Raw genomic sequence first — 17226 nt, 5'->3', positions numbered from 1 at the left:
CTGTTGCCCGCCAGCGTTCTGCTCGCGCGCCGGTTCTTCGGGCGATTGAGTGGCGGGTCACGCAGGAAGAGGATGCCAGCGCGCAAGGCCTGAGCTGGTCTCAAGGCAAATGCGCGGCGAATTCCTGCAACACGCTTGCGTAGACGCGGCGCTTGAAGGGCACGACCAGCCGCGGTAAATCCGCGACCGGCGCCCACTGCCAGGCGTCGAACTCAACCTCGTGGCCCGGACGGGGACCGAGATCGATCTCGCTGTCCTCTCCGGCAAAGCGCACTGCGAACCAGAGTTGAGTCTGTCCGCGATAGCGCCCATCCCAGGCAACCCCGATAAGCTCCTTTGGAAGGTCGTAAGTGTACCAGCGCTGCGCTCTGCCGATGATGTCGATGCGGCGCACGCCGGTTTCTTCTTCAAGCTCGCGGCGGGCCGCATCCTCGGGCGCCTCGCCGGCATCCATCCCGCCTTGCGGCATTTGCCACCATTTGTCCCTGCCCTCGGCCGCGCCGGCGCGTGCAGCCCTGCGCCCGACCCAGACATGACCCTGGGCATTTAGCAGCATGACGCCAACGCAGGGCCGGTAGGGGAGGTCCTGGGCGTCGGCGGAGGTCATGAAGGAAGGTTCAGCTCTGCCGCTGCGCAAGCACGGCGGCGCTGACCGGCACAAGGACGATGCCCTTCGCTTGTAGCGTTTCGGACCAGGCCATGAGCTGCTTCAGGGTCGCCGGCTTCGCGCTCGCAATGCCGATCGCCGTGCCGCGTTCCTTGGCCACGCTTTCCAGGCGCGCCAGCGCAGCGCCGATCGCGGCGGGAGAGTCGTCGATCTGAACGTGAGCCACCGAGTAATCGAGGCCCAACATGCTCGCGATCTGGCCGGCAGTGGACTGCTTCACATTGCCGTCGTCAAGGTAAAGAAGGCCTCGGGCCTTTACCTCCTCAAGCACAGGGAGGAAGGAGACCTGCGAGGACTCGAACTTGGCTCCCATATAGTTGGTCACGCCGACATAGCCGGTGAAACGCGACATCATCCATTGCAGCCGCTTGATGTTCTCCTCCGGCGGCAGCGTGGTCAGGAGCGTATGCGGGCCCGGGTCTTGGCTCGGATAATTGTCGGGCTCGAGCGGTATCTGCAGCAGGATCTCGTGCCCCGCGACGCGCAGCTTCGTCACGCGCTCCTGGAGATTGCGGCCATAGGCGGCATACGCGACGCTGATGGGTGCGGGGAGCGCGGCGACCGCGTCATCTTCCGGACTGTCCGGCAATCCGAGGCCGCTGATCAGAATTGCAACACGCGCGGGCTCGCCAAGCGCCGCCTTGGCGGCATAGCGCGAAGGCCGCGCATAGACCTCGGCGGGACGCTTGCCGTCAGCGCCGACCTTGGGCAGGGGACCGTATTCCGACTCCTCGACCAGGTCGGCGAGGGGCACAGGGATGAGGGGGATGGAGCCGGTTTCAAGCGCCGCGTCCTGCACGGGAGAAGAGGCTGGCGGAGTGGCGGCTGAGGAGGCTGGCGGGGGCAGTAGAGCGGCTTGGTTCGTGGGCGGCGCGGTCGATGGCGGGGGGTCTGCTTGGGCGCCCCCGTCGAGTGGCGGGAATGCGGGCGGCTGGGCGGGTTGCTGCGGCGCCATGAGCCCATCCACGGCGAAGCCTGGGGGCAGGTCGACCCCTGGGGCGGGCGCCGCGTCACTGGGCGGAGCGGCCGCGCTTGGCCCGCCATTGGGTGCTGTCTGGGCTGGAGGCGAAGTGGACTGCGCAGGCGGAGCGGCGGCAGGCTCCGGTGACGGAGAGACCTCAACAACTGCGATGGGTCCCTCGGCGTCGGGACCGGGAAAGAAGGCAAGCCAAGCGCCGCCGAGGACGAGCGTCCAGAACACGATTGAGGCCGTGACGGCCAGCGCCTTCATATCGCCTTGCCTCCCCGCTTGCCGCTTCTTCCGCTCGGCTAAGCCTCCTGCTGTACGGCGTGTCCGGCAGTCTAGCCTGGACGTGCGCCATGACGGGCTTAGTTGGCCTCCGCCTTCTTCTTGGCCTCAGTATCCACCGACTTGATGCCGCGGAGAAGGTCGAGCGCATATTTGAGCTGGGTATCCTTCTCCTTGTCCTGCGGGACATAGGACGAGCTTCCGGATTCCTCTTCGGTCTCCGCGACAGGCGTGTCCTCGCCGTTGGCTGGCTCCTCCGCGTCCTTGTTGTCCTTTTTCTCTTTGTCAGCTTTCTCTTTATCCTCGGCTCTCAGATGGCCGCGCAGATTGGCTTCGCCGCGCGTCACCTGGTCTTCCTTCTTCTTCATGTCCTCGGGCAGTTCTTCCTCGACCACGATTCCAGGGTCGATGCCCTTGGCCTGAATGGAGCGACCGGACGGCGTATAGTACCGCGCCGTGGTCAGCCTGAGCGCGCCGTTGGAGCCGAGCGGGATGATGGTCTGCACCGAGCCCTTACCGAAGGACCGCGTGCCCACGATCGTTGCCCTGTGGTGATCCTGCAAGGCGCCGGCCACAATCTCCGACGCGGAGGCCGAACCGCCGTTGATTAGGACGACGATCTTCTGGCCATCGGTGATATCGCCCGGGCGAGCGTTGGAGCGCTGCGTCTCTTCGAGATTGCGGCCGCGCGTGAGCACGATCGCACCCTTATCGAGAAACGCATCGGAGACCGAGATCGCCTGATCGAGCAGACCGCCGGGATTGTTGCGAAGATCGACGATGTAACCCTTCATCTTCGGCCCGAGCTGCTTCTTCATGTCCTCGACCGCTTTTTGCAAATTGGCGGTGGTCTGCTCGTTGAAAGTCGTCACGCGGACATAGCCGACGTCATCGCCTTCGACATTGTACTTGACCGGATTGATGTGGATTACGTCGCGCACGACCTTCACGTCGAACGGATCGTCTTTGCCCTTGCGCATGAGGGTGAGCGTGATCGGCGAATTAACCGGCCCACGCATCTTCTCCACAGCTTCCTGCAAGGTGAGGCCGCTGATCTGCTCCTTGTCGAGGTGCGTGATGAGGTCGCCGCTCATGATGCCGGCGCGTGCTGCCGGTGTGTCCTCGATGGGCGCCACCACCTTCACCACGCCATTCTCCATGGTAACCTCGATGCCGAGGCCGCCGAACTCACCGCGCGTCTGTACCTGCATGTCGCGGAAGTGCTTCGGTGTGAGATAGGCCGAGTGCGGGTCGAGGCCGTTCAACATGCCGTTGATGGCCGCTTCGATGAGCTTGGAATCGTCGGGCGCCTCGACGTAATCGGCGCGCACACGCTCCAGCACTTCGCCGAACAGATCGAGCTGCCGGTAAATCTCCGAGTTGGTCGCCGCGGGCGGGCTCTTCGCCAGACTCACCACGGTCGAACCGGCGGCGAGCACGGCCAGCGCCAACAGCGCCCACAGCGTGTATTCGGATTTCCGCATCATCCTTGCACCTTCTCGGAAGTCACGGCCCACCATGGGTCGGAATCTATTGGTTTGCCGTCCTTCCTAAACTCAACATAAAGGACGGGGCGTGAACTATCGTCGCCGCTTTGGCCCGGCGTTGCCGGCTTGCCCATCTCTGCGATCGGCTCACCGGCGAGAACAAATTGCCCCGGGCTTACGTCTATGCGGCTCATCCCCGCAAGCAGGACATGATAGCCCCCGCCCGCGTTGATGATCAAGAGTTGCCCATAGGAGCGAAACGGCCCGGCATAGACCACCCAGCCATCGGACGGCGCGGTTACGCGCGCTTCCGGCCGCGTTTGCAGAGAAAAGCCCTTCAGGCTACCGCCTGCGACATCAGGGTCGCCGAACGCCTTGACCTTCTTGCCCTGCGCCGGCAGCGGCAAGGCGCCCTTGGCGGTATCGAAGGGTATCGCCGGCTTCATGCGGTCGGGGCTGGCAAACGCCACTTTTGTCGAGGCGGGCTTGATCTCCACAACGCGCTCGTTCTCGGGGGTCGCCAGCGCCTGCGCTTGCGTGCGTTCCAAGAGCGCGCGCTCGGCGGCGATCTCCGCCTCGTATTGCGCCACTTCGGCCTTCGCGATCTGCGCATCGAGCCGCTCGATCAGCTCGTTCATGCTGGTGATGGTCGAGGCCTGCTGTTCGGCACTCGCACGCACTTGCGTGAGCTCGGCCTCACTTTGCGCGAGCTTTGTCTTTTTTTCTTCCAAGAGCCGGTCGACACTTGCGCGTTCCGCCGCGAGCTTGTCGGTATCGCCCTTCTGCGCGTCGCGCTGCTCGCGGATGCCCGTCTCCAGCGTAACGAGGCCTTCCAGCTCGCGCGATAAATTATCGGCCTGGTATTTCAGCTCGGGGAAGACCTCGGCGAGAAGCATGGCGCTGCGCACGACCGCGAGTGCATCGTCGCGGCGCGTGACGAGCGCCGGCGGTGGCGACCGGCCAATCCTTTGCATCGCGCTCAGCATCTTGACGATCGTTTCCTTGCGCTCGTTGATCGATTTGCGAAATACGCTCACCTGCTCGTTGAGCTCGGTCAGCTTCGCCTCGGTTTCGGAGAGTTTGGCCTCGCTTGCCTGCACCCGCCGGCCAGCCTCGATCAGCTCGCTGTTCAGTCGCGCCCGCTCCGCAGCGAGAGTCGCCACATCCTGAGCAAGCCCTTGTTCCTGGGCGCGGCTCGATTGGAGCTTTTGCTGGCTCTCCTCGAGTCGCTTCTGTGCCTCGTCGCGGGAGAGGTCATCCTCCGCCGCCGCAAAGGACGAGGCACACACGAGGCCGATAAGCAGAAGGGCCGACCGGAATCGGAGTCTCGTGGGAGCCAATCGATCAGATTGCGCCATGCACCCTGGCCATTGAGCCGATCGGAACGACATCGGAGCGGTGAGGCAGAATCAAGGCAAGTTCCTTACGAAGTCTCAACCTTCGGACCGTCCGCCACGATGATAGGGATGGCCGGCAAGAATTGTCGTTGCACGATAAAGCTGCTCGGCAAGAACGATGCGCGCAAGTCCGTGCGGCAGGGTCATGGGCCCCAGTGACAGCGTGCGTTCGGCCTTCTCCAAAACCTGCTGTCCCAATCCGTCCGCGCCGCCGATGACGAAGGCGAGCCCGGGCGCGCCGGCGTCGCGGAACTTCGCTAGGAGGGAGGCGAAGGCTTCGCTGTCGAGCTGGTTGCCCGCGGGATCGAGAGCGACGAGGCGCAGGGGCGGGGCGGCTTTGGCGACAAGAGCGGCGCCTTCAGCGTCGCGGCGGAGCTGTGCGCTGCCCGCTTTCGACTCCGGCACCTCGATAAGGTCAACAGGGAAAAGCCCAAGCTTTTTGCCAGAGACCTTTGTGCGCGCGAGATAGTGCGCGTACAGCTCGCGTTCCGGGCCCTGTTTCAGCTTGCCGACGGCAGCGATCAGGAGCCGCATCGCATTCCTTGGGCTCGCGGCCCGTTAGCAACCACGAAGCTAAATGACCATGCGCTCCATGGGGCGGTCGGCCGACCACATCTTCTCCAGATTGTAGAACTCGCGAACTTCCGGGCGGAAGATATGAACGATGACGTCGCCGGCATCGATCAGGACCCAGTCGCATTGCCGCATGCCTTCGACGCGCGCGCGGCCGAAGCCTTCCTCTTTGAGCTTCTTGGCAAGCTGGTCGGCGACGGCGCCGACATGCCGCTGTGAACGCCCGGAGGCTATGACCATGTGATCGCTGATCGAGGTTTTGCCTTTCAAGTCGACAGTCGCGACATCTTCCGCCTTAGCGGCATCGAGCGTGTCGAGCACGATCTTGAGAAGGCGGTTCGGATCGGCGCTAAAGGGCGCGAATCCGGAGGGAGGTGTACCGCGTTGGGCACCCTCTCTAAGTGGGCGCATTGTGTGGTGAGTATCCTTCTGCCATTGCTCCGTGGAAGCGGTCCGGCTCAACGCAATAAGACGCCAATTGGTTGCCGCTTCGGCCATAAGACTAGTATGTCGGCCCGCTACGTTTCAATAGCTAGTGTTTGTTTCTTCCCGGACGTGGTTTCTTTCCAGCATTCGCGCCCTTGCCGCGGAGCGCGGTCGAGGAAAGCCGCGACAGCGGGTGGCTGAGAATCGCCCAGGCCGGCGGCTCCAGGAGCGGCAAGGCGCCGGCGTCGGACTCATCGACGCGGTTCCTGGCATAGCGGTACGCGGCCTTGCTCGCCATCGCCTTATGCCTGAAGCCGGGACGGTCGAGCACCGCGATGGGCGCCAGCTCGAAGAGCTGCTGCCAGGCACGCCAGCGATGAAAACCCGCGAGATTGTCGGCGCCCATCAGCCATACAAAATGCGTGGTGGGAAAGCGCTGCTTGAGTTCGGCGAGGACATCAATGGTGTAGACGGAGCGGCGCGCCCCTGCGAAGCCGGTAACGACGATGCGCGGATGTTTGGCCAGCTCCTTCGCCGCCGCGACCCGCTTTTTTCGGCTGGGGAGATCGGAGGCGTCCTTGAGGGGATTCGTTCGGCTGACCAGCCACCACACCTGATCGAGGCCGAGTCGCTTCAGGGCAATGAGGCTGATCCGGAGATGGCCTTCATGCGCGGGATTGAACGAGCCGCCGAGAAGGCCGATGCGCATGCCTCGGGCGACCATCGGTAGACGCGCGGTGGTCGCGCGTGAATTGTCCTTGCGAGGCTTGGCGGCCTTGTCTTTCTTGCCGTCGGTTGCCTTCTTCCCTTTTGACTCAGGGTTCGCCTTTTCGGACTTTTTCTTCGAGGGCAAGAGACGCGGTTCCGTTTGTTGTTCGTGTCAGGACCGGATCTGGCCCGAACCGCGCACGACATATTTATAGATCGCGAGCTGCTCGAGACCGACCGGGCCGCGCGCATGGAAGCGTCCGGTGGCGATGCCGATCTCCGCACCCATGCCGAACTCGCCGCCATCGGCAAACTGCGTCGAGGCATTGTGCAGCACGATGGCGCTGTCCACACGCTGGAGGAAGCGGTCGGCCGCGCTTGCGTCGTCCGTGACGATCGCATCGGTGTGCTGCGAGCCGTAGCGGCCGATATGCGCGATCGCCCCGTCGATATCGTCGACCACTTTCACCGAAATGATGGCATCGAGATATTCGGTCGACCAATCCTCTTCGCTCGCCTTCTTCACACGCGTGTCGGCTGCTTGCGTTTCCGCATCGCCGCGCACCTCGCAGCCTGCCTCGATCAGCGCCGCAACCAGCGGCTTGAAATGCGTGGCTGCGACGGCACGATCGACCAGCAAAGTCTCGGCTGCACCGCAAATGCCCGTGCGCCGCATCTTGGCGTTGACCACGATCGTCTTCGCCATGTCGAGACGCGCGCGCGCATGCACATAGACATGACAGACGCCCTCGAGATGCGCGAAGACCGGGACGCGGGCTTCCTCCTGCACGCGCGCGACAAGGCTCTTGCCGCCGCGCGGAACAATGACGTCGATCGCGCCGCCGAGACCCGTCAGCATGAGGCCGACGGCTTCGCGCTGCACGGTCGGAACGAGCTGGATCGCGGCTTCTGGCAGTCCGGCCTGCTTCACGCCTTCGGCCAGCGCATTGCAGATCACGAGCGAAGAGAGAAAGCTGTCGGAGCCGCTTCTGAGGATCACGGCGTTGCCGGATTTCAGGCAAAGCCCACCGGCATCCGCCGTCACATTGGGCCGGCTCTCATAAATAATGCCGATGACGCCAAGCGGCACGCTGACGCGCGCGATCTCAAGTCTGTTCGGTCGCGTCCAGGAGGCGAGCACGCGCCCGATGGGATCGGGCAGGGCGGAAATGTCGCGCAAGCCCTTGGCCATGACGGCGATCCGTGTCTCGTCCAGGCGCAGGCGGTCGATGAACGCGGCATCGCGGCCTTTGCCTTGCGCCGCTTCAATGTCGTCCCGGTTCGCCTTGAGTATATTCGCGCTGCGCGCCTCGATGCATGCGGCCATGGCTTCGAGGGCGGCGTTCTTCTGCGCGGTCGCGACAAGCGCGAGCTCTGCGGCAGCCTCGCGCGCGAGCTTGCCCATATAGAGCAACATCGGCTCGATGCTTTCCTCGGGCTTTTCTGCGAAGGCCATCGTCACACTTTCCGCTTCAACACCATGTCGTCCCGGTGAATGAGTTCCGGGTCGCCACGGTAGCCGAGAATCTCGGCGATTTCACCGCTCTTGCGGCCGATTATGGCTTTAGTGTCCTCGTGCCCGTAGGCGGCGAGGCCGCGGCCGAGCTCATGGCCGTCGCCATTCCTGATGACCACGGCGTCGCCGCGGTCGAAGCGGCCTGCGATGCGTGTTACGCCCGCCGGCAGCAGGCTTTTCCCCGACGCGAGCGCCGCCGCGGCGCCGGCGTCGACCACGAGAGCACCCTTCGGCTCCAGCGTTCCGGCGATCCAGCGCTTGCGCGCCGCGACCGGATCTGAACGGGCAAGAAACCACGTGCCGCCTTTTTCGCAAAGCGCGGCGAGCGGGTTCAACACCTTGCCGCTTGCGATGACGAGATGCGTGCCCGCGGCGACCGCGATCTTGGCCGCTTCGATCTTCGTCACCATGCCGCCGCGCGACAGCTCCGAGCCGACATCGCCGGCCATGGCCTCGATCTCCGGCGTGATCTCGGCGACCTCGTCGAGCCGCCGCGCATCCGCATTCGAGCCGGGCGGCGCGGTATAGAAACCGTCGACGTCGGACAGCAGCACAAGGCAGTCGGCGCTCATCATCGAGGCGACCCGTGCGGCGAGCCTATCGTTGTCGCCATAGCGAATCTCGCTCGTGGCAACAGTGTCGTTCTCATTCACCACCGGCACGGCGCCGAGCGCCAATAGGCGCGCGATGGTCGTGCGGGCGTTGAGGTAGCGCTTGCGCTCCTCGGTATCGCCGAGTGTCAGCAGAACCTGCGCCGCGACAAGGCCGCGCGAACGGAACACTTCCTCATAGGCATGGGCGAGCCCGATCTGCCCAACGGCCGCCGCGGCTTGGCTGTCCTCGAGCTTCAGCGCGCCCTTGGGCAGCTTCAGCGCATTGCGGCCAAGCGCGATGGCGCCGGAGGAGACGACGATGATTTCCTTGTCGCCTCGGCGCAAGGCGGCAATGTCGTCGCAGAGCGATTGAAGCCACGCGGCTTTCAGCGTGCCGGTCGCGGCATCGACCAGAAGCGACGACCCGATCTTGACCACTAGGCGCTTGGCCTCGCTCCATTCCGGTCTCATGGCTGCCAGTCCGCCGCCGGCTTCGCGGCCTCGATTGCTTTGCTCTTCGCCGCCGCGACGGCGTCAGCGAGCGCGCGCAGAACGTTCTGCATGCCTTCGCCGCTCACCGCGGAGATAATCATCGGTTCGACGCCGGAGGCCTTTTTCAACGCGCGGGCTTTCTTCTTCAGCTCGTCCTTCGGTACAGCGTCGGCCTTGGAGAGCGCCAGGATCTCGGGCTTGTCTTCGAGGCCGGCGCCATAGGCTTCGATCTCGCCGCGAATGATATTGTAACCCTCGACCGGATTTTCGAGCGTCGCATCCACGAGATGCAGGAGCACCGCGGTCCGCTCGACATGGCCGAGGAAGCGGTCGCCGATGCCCGCGCCCTCATGCGCGCCCTCGATCAGCCCCGGAATGTCGGCGAGCACAAAGTCTCTGGTGTCGACACGCACGACGCCGAGATTGGGATGCAGCGTGGTGAAAGGATAATCCGCGATCTTGGGCTTCGCCGCGCTGACGGCGGCGAGGAAGGTCGACTTGCCCGCGTTGGGCGGCCCGACAAGCCCTGCGTCGGCGATCAGCTTCAGCCTGAGCCAGATGGTGAGCTCTTCCGCAGGCTGCCCGGGATTGGCGTGGCGCGGCGCCTGATTGGTCGATGATTTGAAGCGGGAATTGCCGAAGCCGCCATTGCCGCCGCGGGCAAGAATGACGCGGTCGCCGGGGTTGGTCAGGTCGGCGATAAGCGTCTCGCGATCCTCTTCAAGGATCTGCGTTCCCGGCGGCACCTTCAAAACCACGTCGGCGCCCTTGGCCCCGGTGCGGTTCTTGCCCATGCCGTGGCCGCCCTTCTGGGCTTTAAAGTGCTGCTGATAGCGGAAGTCGAGAAGCGTGTTCAGGTTGGCGACGCACTCCACGACAACATCGCCGCCGCGGCCGCCGTCGCCGCCGTCAGGACCGCCGAATTCAACGAATTTCTCGCGGCGGAAGCTGACGGAGCCATTGCCCCCTGCGCCTGAGCGCACATAGATCTTGGCTTGATCGAGGAACTGCATGACAAGGACTTAGCACTCTAGGTCTTTACGTCCCACTAGGGGTCAGCCGGCAAGCGCGGCGGGCGCCCGCGCGCGGTCCAGCCGGTAGGTGAGGCAGCGCGCTTCGGTGCCGCGCGCAGCGCAGTCGCGCGTTTCGCCGCCAAAAGGCTCGAAGCCGAGTTTCCGGATCACGCGCTGCGAAGCCGCATTGTCAGCGAAATGTCCGGCGATCAAATACTCCAACCGGTCGGTATCGAAGGCGTGGCGAATGAGTGCCCGAACCGCCTCCGTGGCATAGCCCTGACCCCAGAAAGGCTTTCCGATCCAATATCCCATCTCCGCATGATTCGCCGCCTTCGTGCGGTAGCCCGTGCAGCCGATCAGAACGCCGGAACGCAGAATGGCAAAGACGACACCCTCTTCGCCAGCAAGGGCGCTCGCGATCCATTCGCCCGCCATCTGCTCGCTATAGGGATGCGGGATGGTGCCAGTCATGCTCGCGACGTCGTAATCGCCGGCGAGAAGCGCGAGCCGCGGCGCGTCGGTCAGCCGGATCGGACGCAGGACAAGTCTTTGAGTGGTGATCTGCACGCGCCAAACCTATAGGGGCAGGCATTCTTGCGCGCGATAGAGCCGTTTCGTGAGGCCGGGCGGAAACTTAGTCCGACTTCACCGACACGTAGACGCGACCCTTCTGCTTGGTCGCAAACTCCACACGGCCTTCGCGAATGGCAAAGATGGTGTGATCTACGCCGAGGCCGACACCATCGCCCGGGTGCCACTTGGTGCCGCGCTGGCGGATGATGATGTTGCCCGGGATGACTTGCTGGCCGCCTGACTTCTTGACGCCGAGCCTGCGCCCTGCGGAGTCGCGTCCGTTGCGGGACGAGCCGCCTGCTTTCTTATGTGCCATCGTCGCGTTCCTTTAGCTCTTCTTCGGCTTTGCGGCAGGCTTCTTGGCCGCCGGCTTCGGGGCCGCCTTGGCTGCCGGCTTTTTCACCGCGGCCTTGGCCTCAGCCTTCTTGGCTGCGGGCTTCGCTTCTGCCTTCTTCGCGGCCGGCTTCGTGTCGGCCTTGGCAGGCTCAGCCTTCGCTTCGGGCTTCTTTTCTGCCTTCTTGGGCTCCGGCTTGGCGGCGGCCTTCGACGGCTTTTTGCCGTCGGTTAAAATCTCGGTGATGCGGAGCGTCGTCTGCTCCTGGCGGTGGCCGTTCTTGCGGCGATAGGTTGAGCGCCGCTTCTTCTTGAAGATGATGATCTTCTCGCCGCGGTTCTGTGACACCACTTCGGCAGCCACAAGGGCGCCTGAAATCAAGGGGCTTCCCGTCTTGGGGCTGTCGCCGCCAAGAAGAAGAACTTCGCCGAGCTCGACGATATCGCCGAGATTGCCAGCGATTTTCTCGATTTTGATGACGTCGTTGGGGGCAACGCGATATTGCTTGCCGCCCGTGCGAATGACCGCGAACATGTTCTTAATCCGTCCAAATCTTGGCTTGAGAAACCGGCGCGCCGGAGCGCGCGGCGAGAGCCGTAAAGGACCCACTAGGCGGCGCAATATAAAAGCCGAGGCTCAGAAGTCAATTGCCGGAAGGTGTGGAGTTTCGAGGTGCAGCCTGGGCTGAAGCGAGAGGTTTCTCGCCCTTCCGGTTGCCGCGCGGCATGGGGCACGTTACATGAGCCCTCGGAGAGGTGCCAGAGTGGTCGAATGGGACGGTCTCGAAAACCGTTGTACGTGTAAGCGTACCGTGGGTTCGAATCCCACCCTCTCCGCCAGTAATTAAGGTATTGATATAGCAGGTTTTTTCTGTCTTATCGCAGTGCGAATTGTCGGGCGCTTTCCGGGCCTTGCACGCGGACCGCATCACGCGCGGTAGTTAGAGACTCTTTTGGTGCGCCAATCGACCCTCTCTGGACGGCCTCGTCTCTTATGGGGTGGGTTGGCAGTACCACTGTCTCTCGCCCGAAGCCGCAATTCTTGGCGGGCGAGAGAGACGCTAAACGGAGACGCGCGTGAACGACGGGCTATTGATGCGCTTCAAGAGCAGAGGAGTCTGCGCTGTGCGGTCCAATCCAGAGGCAAACGGGTATCGTCCATCAGCCGATTTGCGGTGAGCTGTGGAGGATGCTTTCCGTTCAAGATCGCCGTGACGATGTCGGGTGCGAGGAAGGCAAGCCTTAGAAGACGCGTAGCGTAGGAACTGCTGATCGCCTCCTCCGCGGCAATCTCTTTCAGCGGTAGGCTCGGCTCCTCGAGCAGGCGGGCGCGTATGGCGTAGGCCCGGAGCAGAAGACGTACCAGGACGGGATCGACGTTCGCCGGCTCCAATCCATCTTCGACCACCATCTGCATCTCTATCCCCGTCCGCTTCAGTCGCGCAGGGATCGTCAAGACTGTCAGATTCCGTTCGCGATTATCTCCGCCAACAGGTTGCGGTTGATCCTTGGCATTCAGCCACAAAGCAACGCCCATTTGATCGAGCGTCACGTCGACCCGGTCGGAGTGAACTTGAACCCCTGTGACCATCGCACGGAGGATCACACGCAGCCGGTCCGCATCGAGATCCTGCCAAGCGGCGGCAAGCCGCCCCGCCTCGTCCAAAAACTTCTTCTGGGCAACTGCGTCGGGCCAATGAAATTGAACTGAGTTCAGCATGGCAACGGGATCAGCCAGCCACGCGTGGATCCGGCCCGTGACCAGAGCCTCGATATGAGAGACTGGAATGCGCTGACCTCTGGTCGCTTTGTTATGCCCTCCAGTCAGCAGGTTTTTGGAGACGTAGTAGCGGTAGCGGACACCATTCTTCGTCGCATTGACTCGGCGTCATGGGCTCGCCATGCGCGTCGTAGATGAGACCGGCGAGCAAGCTTACGCGGTGACTGCCGTTGCCCGCAGCGCGATCGACTCGGTTTGCGGCCAAGGTCGCCTGAACCCTCTTCCAGAGTTCCTCATCGATGATCGGCGCATGCTCGCCCGGATAAGCCTGGTTCTTATGCACGATCTCGCCGCAGTAGATGCGGTTCTGCAGAGGTCCTGATAACGGCGGAAGATATGTCGGACAGTCGCAGCCTCGACTTCATTGACTATCAGCTTCCGATCCTTCACCTCGTAGCCGAGTGGCGGATAGCCGCCCATCCACATTCCCTTCTTCTTGGAAGCGGCAATCTTGTCACGAATGCGCTCGCCGGTGACTTCCCGTTCGAACTGGGCAAATGACAGCAACACGTTCATGGTCAGGCGACCCATAGAGGTGGCGGTGTTGAAGGTCTGCGTCACTGAGACGAAGGAGACGCCATGGGCGTCGCACACCTCAACGATCTTGGCAAAGTCGAGCAGGGAGCGGGTGAGCCGATCAATTTTGTAGACCACGACAACGTCCACCTTCGACTCGCGGATGTCGTCCAGCACTCGCTGTAGCGCGGGCCGCTCTAGTGTTCCCCCGGAATAGCCGCCATCGTCATACTGGGCCGGTAGCGCCACCCAGCCCTCGTGCTTCTGACTCAGGATAAAGGCCTCGCAGGCTTCGCGTTGCGCATCGAGCGAGTTGAACTCTTGCTCAAGGCCCTCCTCCGTGGACTTACGCGTATAAACTGCACAACGCAGCTTGCGGCTGCTCTTCTTGGTGCCGGCCGTTTGCCTAAGCATCTGAAGCGCCCATCTTTTTAGCCAATCCGAAGAAGCGCGGGCCCGACCAGCGGGCGCCAGTGATATTACGGGCGATCGCGGTCAGCGATCGATAGCTACGTCCGGCATAAAGGAAGCCATCCTCCTCTACTGTGACCAAATGCGTGCGGCCGTTCCATTCGCGCATCAACCGCGCGCCCGCTCTGATCTCCTGGGCGCCCTTAACTGCTGACTTCCCGCCAAGCTGATGCGCCTTTCCGAGCGCGGCGAGCTTGCGGCTGGTCGCCTTGCTGAGACTGCCATAGCGAAGTTCCTGGATACGATAGGCGATGGCGCGAACGAGCAGATCACGGCTGAGCCGCGGTGGCTTGTTCCGATATTGGCGCCGCCACTCCTTGCGCAGTTCGTCAGGGCTGAGATCGCGGAGTGCCTCAAGCCTTCGCAACACCTCTATGTCGCCACCTGCGCCGGTCGTTGCTTTGCCTTCGGACGGATGAGCTTCCGCCACGGTCGTTAGACCGTGTCAAAAATGCGATAGCGGCGCGGTCCCGCGTCCGTCTTCTCCGACAGAAGCATCATGCTGAGCTTCTTTTTGACGGCCCGGCCAGAAGGCCGCGCACACTGTGCTGCTGCCAACCGGTCGCTGCTTGCAACTCTTCTATCGTTGCCCCTTCTTGTCGGCCGAGCAGGTCGAGGCAGGTCTGTTGTTTCGTCTGTTTGCCGGTGGCTGGTTTGATTCTGCTGCGAGTGCCGACGGCACGCTTTCTGCGCGTTTGCGGTTTCAGCACCCTCGATCTTTCGCTTCTTTTCTTCGCATTCAATCGGCGACGCTGGCGCTTAGGCCGCTCGACCGCGTCGGTTCTCGTCTCGTCAACACGATGTGATTTGGCCATTTGGGTGGTCCTCCATTTGAGCAAATTGCGCCTCATGCGCAATGCTCCCACCACCCACAGCCCCGCTATTGAGGCGAGGCCCTCTTGGCCGTTGGCACCAGGGCTTCTAGGCCGCCAACGACGTCAGCATGGACGCTCTCTTCGGGAGAGAAGTCCACTCGAATGTGCGACGTTCGGGCAAGCTTTTTGCACGCCACTGAGACGGTGAGTGACAGCCAGACAGCAGCCTTTGGCGGGAAATTTTCTCTGAAGACCGATTTGGCGAAGAGAGGTCCGCCAGTTCCACCCCCGACGAAGTTGATCGTTAGGCCAAATCGACGAAGTCGCTTTGATCGCCCTGACGTTGAACTCTAAGGCAGGGGTGCTTTCTGAGAGTTGCGGCATTCAGCTGCAGCAATCCACACGATCTTCGGCGCGACGGTACCGGTCAGAGCGTGGCCATTCGCCTTCGACGCTCCGGTCCTCTCCAGCCTGGACCCATGGGCATTCGGACTTTCACTGGCGGCCGCCGTGGCAATCTTCTGGTCAGGTCGGGAATAATCCCGACCCTGGTGGCGTGTTGTGCGGCGGGGGTGGTCCTGCACCTAGCTGGTGCAATCAGGTGAAGCAGTGTTCGAGCTAACGAGGAGTGTGATCATGCGTAAGATGATTTCAACGACTGTGCTTGGCCTATTCCTGGCGTTCTCCAGCCATGCGCTCGCGGCCGAAATTGACTGGAGCATGGTCGATACCGCGCTCGGGAAAACGGCTTCAGTGCAAGGGGAAGTGCACCGATACGGCCTTCCGCGCATGGTGCCAAGGGGCTTAGCGCTCGCGCCGTTTTTGTTCCGGGGCTCGAAGAGCAGGTCTTTCCAGGTCTTCTGAGACAACCTTATCCGGGTCTCATCGAGGAAGCCGCAAGACTGTTATATGTGTCGATCACTCGCGCTCGCGCCGCTTGCATCCTGAGTTTTGCAAGAGGCAGAATTGTCCATGGCCGCTTCGTTCCACACGTTTCTTCTCGTTTCACCAACGCGACCGGTGGCGCGTACGCCGCACAAGTCGATGGCCTAACGCCCGCTCTAGCTGCCCGCATTGTCGCTGATTGTGCACTACTCTAAAGCCGCTACCGGGCATGGCGAAGGTAGGGGAGTTGGGCCCGGTTTTGGACCATCCAGCAGAAGGCTTGGGCCCGGGTAGTTCAACTTGAAAGAGCGAGCCTACACGAAGTCCGGTAGTGAGAGCATGTGAAGGAGCCGCCATGATAGCGAAAGTCGTGATGCTCTATCTGACGGTTTACAGCTGTGACACTGGCGCAGTGTTGTATCAAAGCGTACGTCAAATGCCTGACTTCTCAGTCAGCGGCGATCGAGTCGAGGATTGCCGCATGGCTGGCGTGCAGCAGGCGAAAACGCTGACGGCACGCTTTCGGCAGAATCATCCCCACGCAAGCACCAACGTGGTTTGTAGATGGGAGCGTGAGCCGTTCTCGCAACGAGCCTAAGGGCATTGTCAGAGCAAATCGGCTTGAGCCCTGCTGGGGACATCCTAGCCTCCGGCGATACGCAATCCCTTCCGTTATTTCAACAGCTCGCCTGAGGTGATCCGCCTCACGGTGATAATGTACATCCGCTATCCGCTGTCGCTGCGACAGGTCGAGGATATTCTGTTCGAGCGGGGACAGCTAAGGAAGAGCAGAGCTTCTGGGTGCCTTTCCTTTTTCGTCCATTTCTGAAATTGGTCCAGGGCAAAGCCGAAGATTAGTCCGACCTCTGACAATGCCCAACAAAAGGCCGCCGCCGAAGCGAGCGCCTTAGACCTTCGGCAAGAACTCCTTGCGAATGAGGTCAGCAGCTCCGGTCGTCGCGATTGTTGTCTGCGCAGGATCGGCGACAAGTCGGTCGGCTGCATCGCCCAGCAGGGCCAATGCATCTTCGCGCTTGAGTGTCCCCTTCTTCTCAAGACGTTGAACCAGAGCGAGCACGATCGCCGCGCTCGCCAGCGCAACCTCGTTGGCGCTTCTTCCGTGGAACATAGTTCAACTCCTTCGGGCAAAAGCTAACCGAGGGACTTAGAATAGCAAAAAGGGTGCCTGTGCATCTTGAACACGTTTTGGCGAGTACTCGACCCATCTTGGTGCGGCTAATCCGGGAGCCATAAAGAACATAGAGACAAGTGCAATGACCAAGACGCGAAGCGTAACCATGCGTGAACTCCTTCTGCTGGATTGCTACCGTTCGGTTAGAGAAGCCTTTCCAAGTGCTTCCATAACGGAGTCGCTTGTGAGTAGCTCGGGTAAGGGAATTCCTGAAACGGCGTCTGGGCCAAACACCACCGTAAGAGGGATTCCCGCGCGGTGAAATCTAGTGATAAAGGCGCTGACTGAGGGCCGGACTTTTCATGTGCCGCGGAAGCTGCCCGGACGGTCGCCATTGCCGAGTCGTGCATCAGGGCAAAGCTCCGCCCTTGCCGCCCTCCGGTATGGGTCTCGCTTGAGGAATGCTTTCTTTTCGCTCCACCCGGTTCCTAGAAAGAGAGACAAAGAGGGGCTTACGGTGCGCGGCGTTAAACGGCCGCCTCGATCTGGATGGCAGTCGGACGGTCGGAACGGAGCGGCGGGTAAGAGCTTTTGCTC

Annotated in this window: 20 protein-coding genes, 1 tRNA gene and 1 pseudogene; 4 read left to right on the top strand and 18 right to left on the bottom strand. The window is 62.3% G+C overall.

Annotation, left to right across the window (positions count from 1 at the left end):
* Positions 1-100: 100 nt before the first annotated feature.
* The 13 genes from ACR2J1_RS00335 to rplU form a co-directional block, all read right to left on the bottom strand.
* Complete coding sequence (locus tag ACR2J1_RS00335; RefSeq protein ID WP_434017349.1) at positions 101-607, bottom strand: RNA pyrophosphohydrolase; 507 nt, start codon at positions 605-607, stop codon at positions 101-103.
* Between the two features lie 10 nt (positions 608-617).
* A complete protein-coding gene (locus tag ACR2J1_RS00330; RefSeq protein ID WP_434017348.1) occupies positions 618-1898 on the bottom strand; it encodes a divergent polysaccharide deacetylase family protein in 1281 nt (426 codons plus the stop codon).
* Positions 1899-1996: 98 nt separating this feature from the next.
* The gene (locus ACR2J1_RS00325; RefSeq protein WP_434017351.1) at positions 1997-3400 is read right to left on the bottom strand and encodes a S41 family peptidase; all 1404 of its coding nucleotides are present in this window, start codon (positions 3398-3400) and stop codon (positions 1997-1999) included.
* Positions 3400-4692 carry a murein hydrolase activator EnvC family protein gene (locus ACR2J1_RS00320; protein ID WP_434017347.1) on the bottom strand — a complete coding sequence of 431 codons (1293 nt, stop codon included), beginning with the start codon at positions 4690-4692 and terminating at the stop codon, positions 3400-3402. Before ACR2J1_RS00320 ends, ACR2J1_RS00325 begins: the two co-directional genes overlap by 1 nt.
* A gap of 144 nt (positions 4693-4836) precedes the next feature.
* Positions 4837-5334, bottom strand: a complete 498-nt coding sequence (rlmH, locus tag ACR2J1_RS00315) for a 23S rRNA (pseudouridine(1915)-N(3))-methyltransferase RlmH (RefSeq protein WP_434017346.1) — start codon at positions 5332-5334, stop codon at positions 4837-4839.
* Between the two features lie 39 nt (positions 5335-5373).
* Positions 5374-5784: a ribosome silencing factor gene (gene rsfS / locus ACR2J1_RS00310; protein ID WP_434017345.1), complete on the bottom strand. Its 411-nt coding sequence runs from the start codon at positions 5782-5784 to the stop codon at positions 5374-5376.
* A 121-nt stretch (positions 5785-5905) separates the two neighbouring features.
* Positions 5906-6652 carry a nicotinate-nucleotide adenylyltransferase gene (locus ACR2J1_RS00305; RefSeq protein ID WP_434017344.1) on the bottom strand — a complete coding sequence of 249 codons (747 nt, stop codon included), beginning with the start codon at positions 6650-6652 and terminating at the stop codon, positions 5906-5908.
* 27 nt (positions 6653-6679) lie between these two features.
* Entirely contained in the window at positions 6680-7963 is a 1284-nt protein-coding gene (locus ACR2J1_RS00300; RefSeq protein ID WP_434017343.1) for a glutamate-5-semialdehyde dehydrogenase, read from the bottom strand.
* Positions 7964-7965: 2 nt separating this feature from the next.
* The gene (gene proB / locus ACR2J1_RS00295; protein WP_434017342.1) at positions 7966-9087 is read right to left on the bottom strand and encodes a glutamate 5-kinase; all 1122 of its coding nucleotides are present in this window, start codon (positions 9085-9087) and stop codon (positions 7966-7968) included.
* The gene (gene obgE / locus ACR2J1_RS00290) at positions 9084-10121 is read right to left on the bottom strand and encodes a GTPase ObgE (protein ID WP_434017341.1); all 1038 of its coding nucleotides are present in this window, start codon (positions 10119-10121) and stop codon (positions 9084-9086) included. Before obgE ends, proB begins: the two co-directional genes overlap by 4 nt.
* Positions 10122-10163: 42 nt before the next feature.
* Positions 10164-10691 (bottom strand): GNAT family N-acetyltransferase, encoded by a 528-nt coding sequence (locus ACR2J1_RS00285; RefSeq protein ID WP_434017340.1) that lies wholly within the window; start codon positions 10689-10691, stop codon positions 10164-10166.
* 67 nt (positions 10692-10758) lie between these two features.
* A complete protein-coding gene (gene rpmA, locus ACR2J1_RS00280; RefSeq protein ID WP_434017339.1) occupies positions 10759-11013 on the bottom strand; it encodes a 50S ribosomal protein L27 in 255 nt (84 codons plus the stop codon).
* Between the two features lie 12 nt (positions 11014-11025).
* Positions 11026-11565, bottom strand: a complete 540-nt coding sequence (rplU, locus tag ACR2J1_RS00275; protein ID WP_434017338.1) for a 50S ribosomal protein L21 — start codon at positions 11563-11565, stop codon at positions 11026-11028.
* Positions 11566-11780: 215 nt separating this feature from the next.
* Between rplU and ACR2J1_RS00270 the strand changes: the two genes are divergently transcribed.
* Positions 11781-11870, top strand: a tRNA-Ser gene (locus tag ACR2J1_RS00270).
* Positions 11871-12132: 262 nt separating this feature from the next.
* Here ACR2J1_RS00270 and ACR2J1_RS00265 read toward each other — a convergent pair.
* The 4 genes and pseudogenes from ACR2J1_RS00265 to ACR2J1_RS00250 all read right to left on the bottom strand — a co-directional run bounded on the left by ACR2J1_RS00265 (position 12133) and on the right by ACR2J1_RS00250 (position 14612).
* Positions 12133-12750 carry a hypothetical protein gene (locus ACR2J1_RS00265; RefSeq protein ID WP_434017337.1) on the bottom strand — a complete coding sequence of 206 codons (618 nt, stop codon included), beginning with the start codon at positions 12748-12750 and terminating at the stop codon, positions 12133-12135.
* A gap of 262 nt (positions 12751-13012) precedes the next feature.
* A pseudogene (locus ACR2J1_RS00260) lies at positions 13013-13740 on the bottom strand (recombinase family protein); the annotation flags it as partial.
* Positions 13733-14227, bottom strand: a complete 495-nt coding sequence (locus ACR2J1_RS00255) for a DUF2924 domain-containing protein (protein WP_434017336.1) — start codon at positions 14225-14227, stop codon at positions 13733-13735. The pseudogene ACR2J1_RS00260 and the gene ACR2J1_RS00255, both read right to left, overlap by 8 nt.
* 67 nt (positions 14228-14294) lie before the next feature.
* A complete protein-coding gene (locus ACR2J1_RS00250) occupies positions 14295-14612 on the bottom strand; it encodes a DUF3489 domain-containing protein (RefSeq protein WP_434017335.1) in 318 nt (105 codons plus the stop codon).
* Positions 14613-15248: 636 nt separating this feature from the next.
* On the opposite strand from ACR2J1_RS00250, the gene ACR2J1_RS00245 reads away from it, so the two are divergent.
* From ACR2J1_RS00245 to ACR2J1_RS00235, 3 genes are all read left to right on the top strand, one after another.
* Entirely contained in the window at positions 15249-15476 is a 228-nt protein-coding gene (locus ACR2J1_RS00245; RefSeq protein WP_434017334.1) for a hypothetical protein, read from the top strand.
* Positions 15386-15712 carry a 3'-5' exonuclease gene (locus ACR2J1_RS00240; RefSeq protein WP_434017350.1) on the top strand — a complete coding sequence of 109 codons (327 nt, stop codon included), beginning with the start codon at positions 15386-15388 and terminating at the stop codon, positions 15710-15712. Before ACR2J1_RS00245 ends, ACR2J1_RS00240 begins: the two co-directional genes overlap by 91 nt.
* Before the next feature lie 140 nt (positions 15713-15852).
* Positions 15853-16095 (top strand): hypothetical protein, encoded by a 243-nt coding sequence (locus tag ACR2J1_RS00235; protein WP_434017333.1) that lies wholly within the window; start codon positions 15853-15855, stop codon positions 16093-16095.
* A 309-nt stretch (positions 16096-16404) separates the two neighbouring features.
* Here ACR2J1_RS00235 and ACR2J1_RS00230 read toward each other — a convergent pair whose 3' ends face one another.
* Positions 16405-16626, bottom strand: a complete 222-nt coding sequence (locus ACR2J1_RS00230; RefSeq protein WP_434017332.1) for a hypothetical protein — start codon at positions 16624-16626, stop codon at positions 16405-16407.
* Positions 16627-17226: the final 600 nt, after the last annotated feature.

The sequence above is a fragment of the Methyloceanibacter sp. genome (genome assembly GCF_050999895.1).
Classification (GTDB): domain Bacteria; phylum Pseudomonadota; class Alphaproteobacteria; order Rhizobiales; family Methyloligellaceae; genus Methyloceanibacter.
The sequence above is the reverse complement of the archived record's forward strand: the minus strand, read 5'-3'. Positions and strand labels throughout refer to the sequence as shown.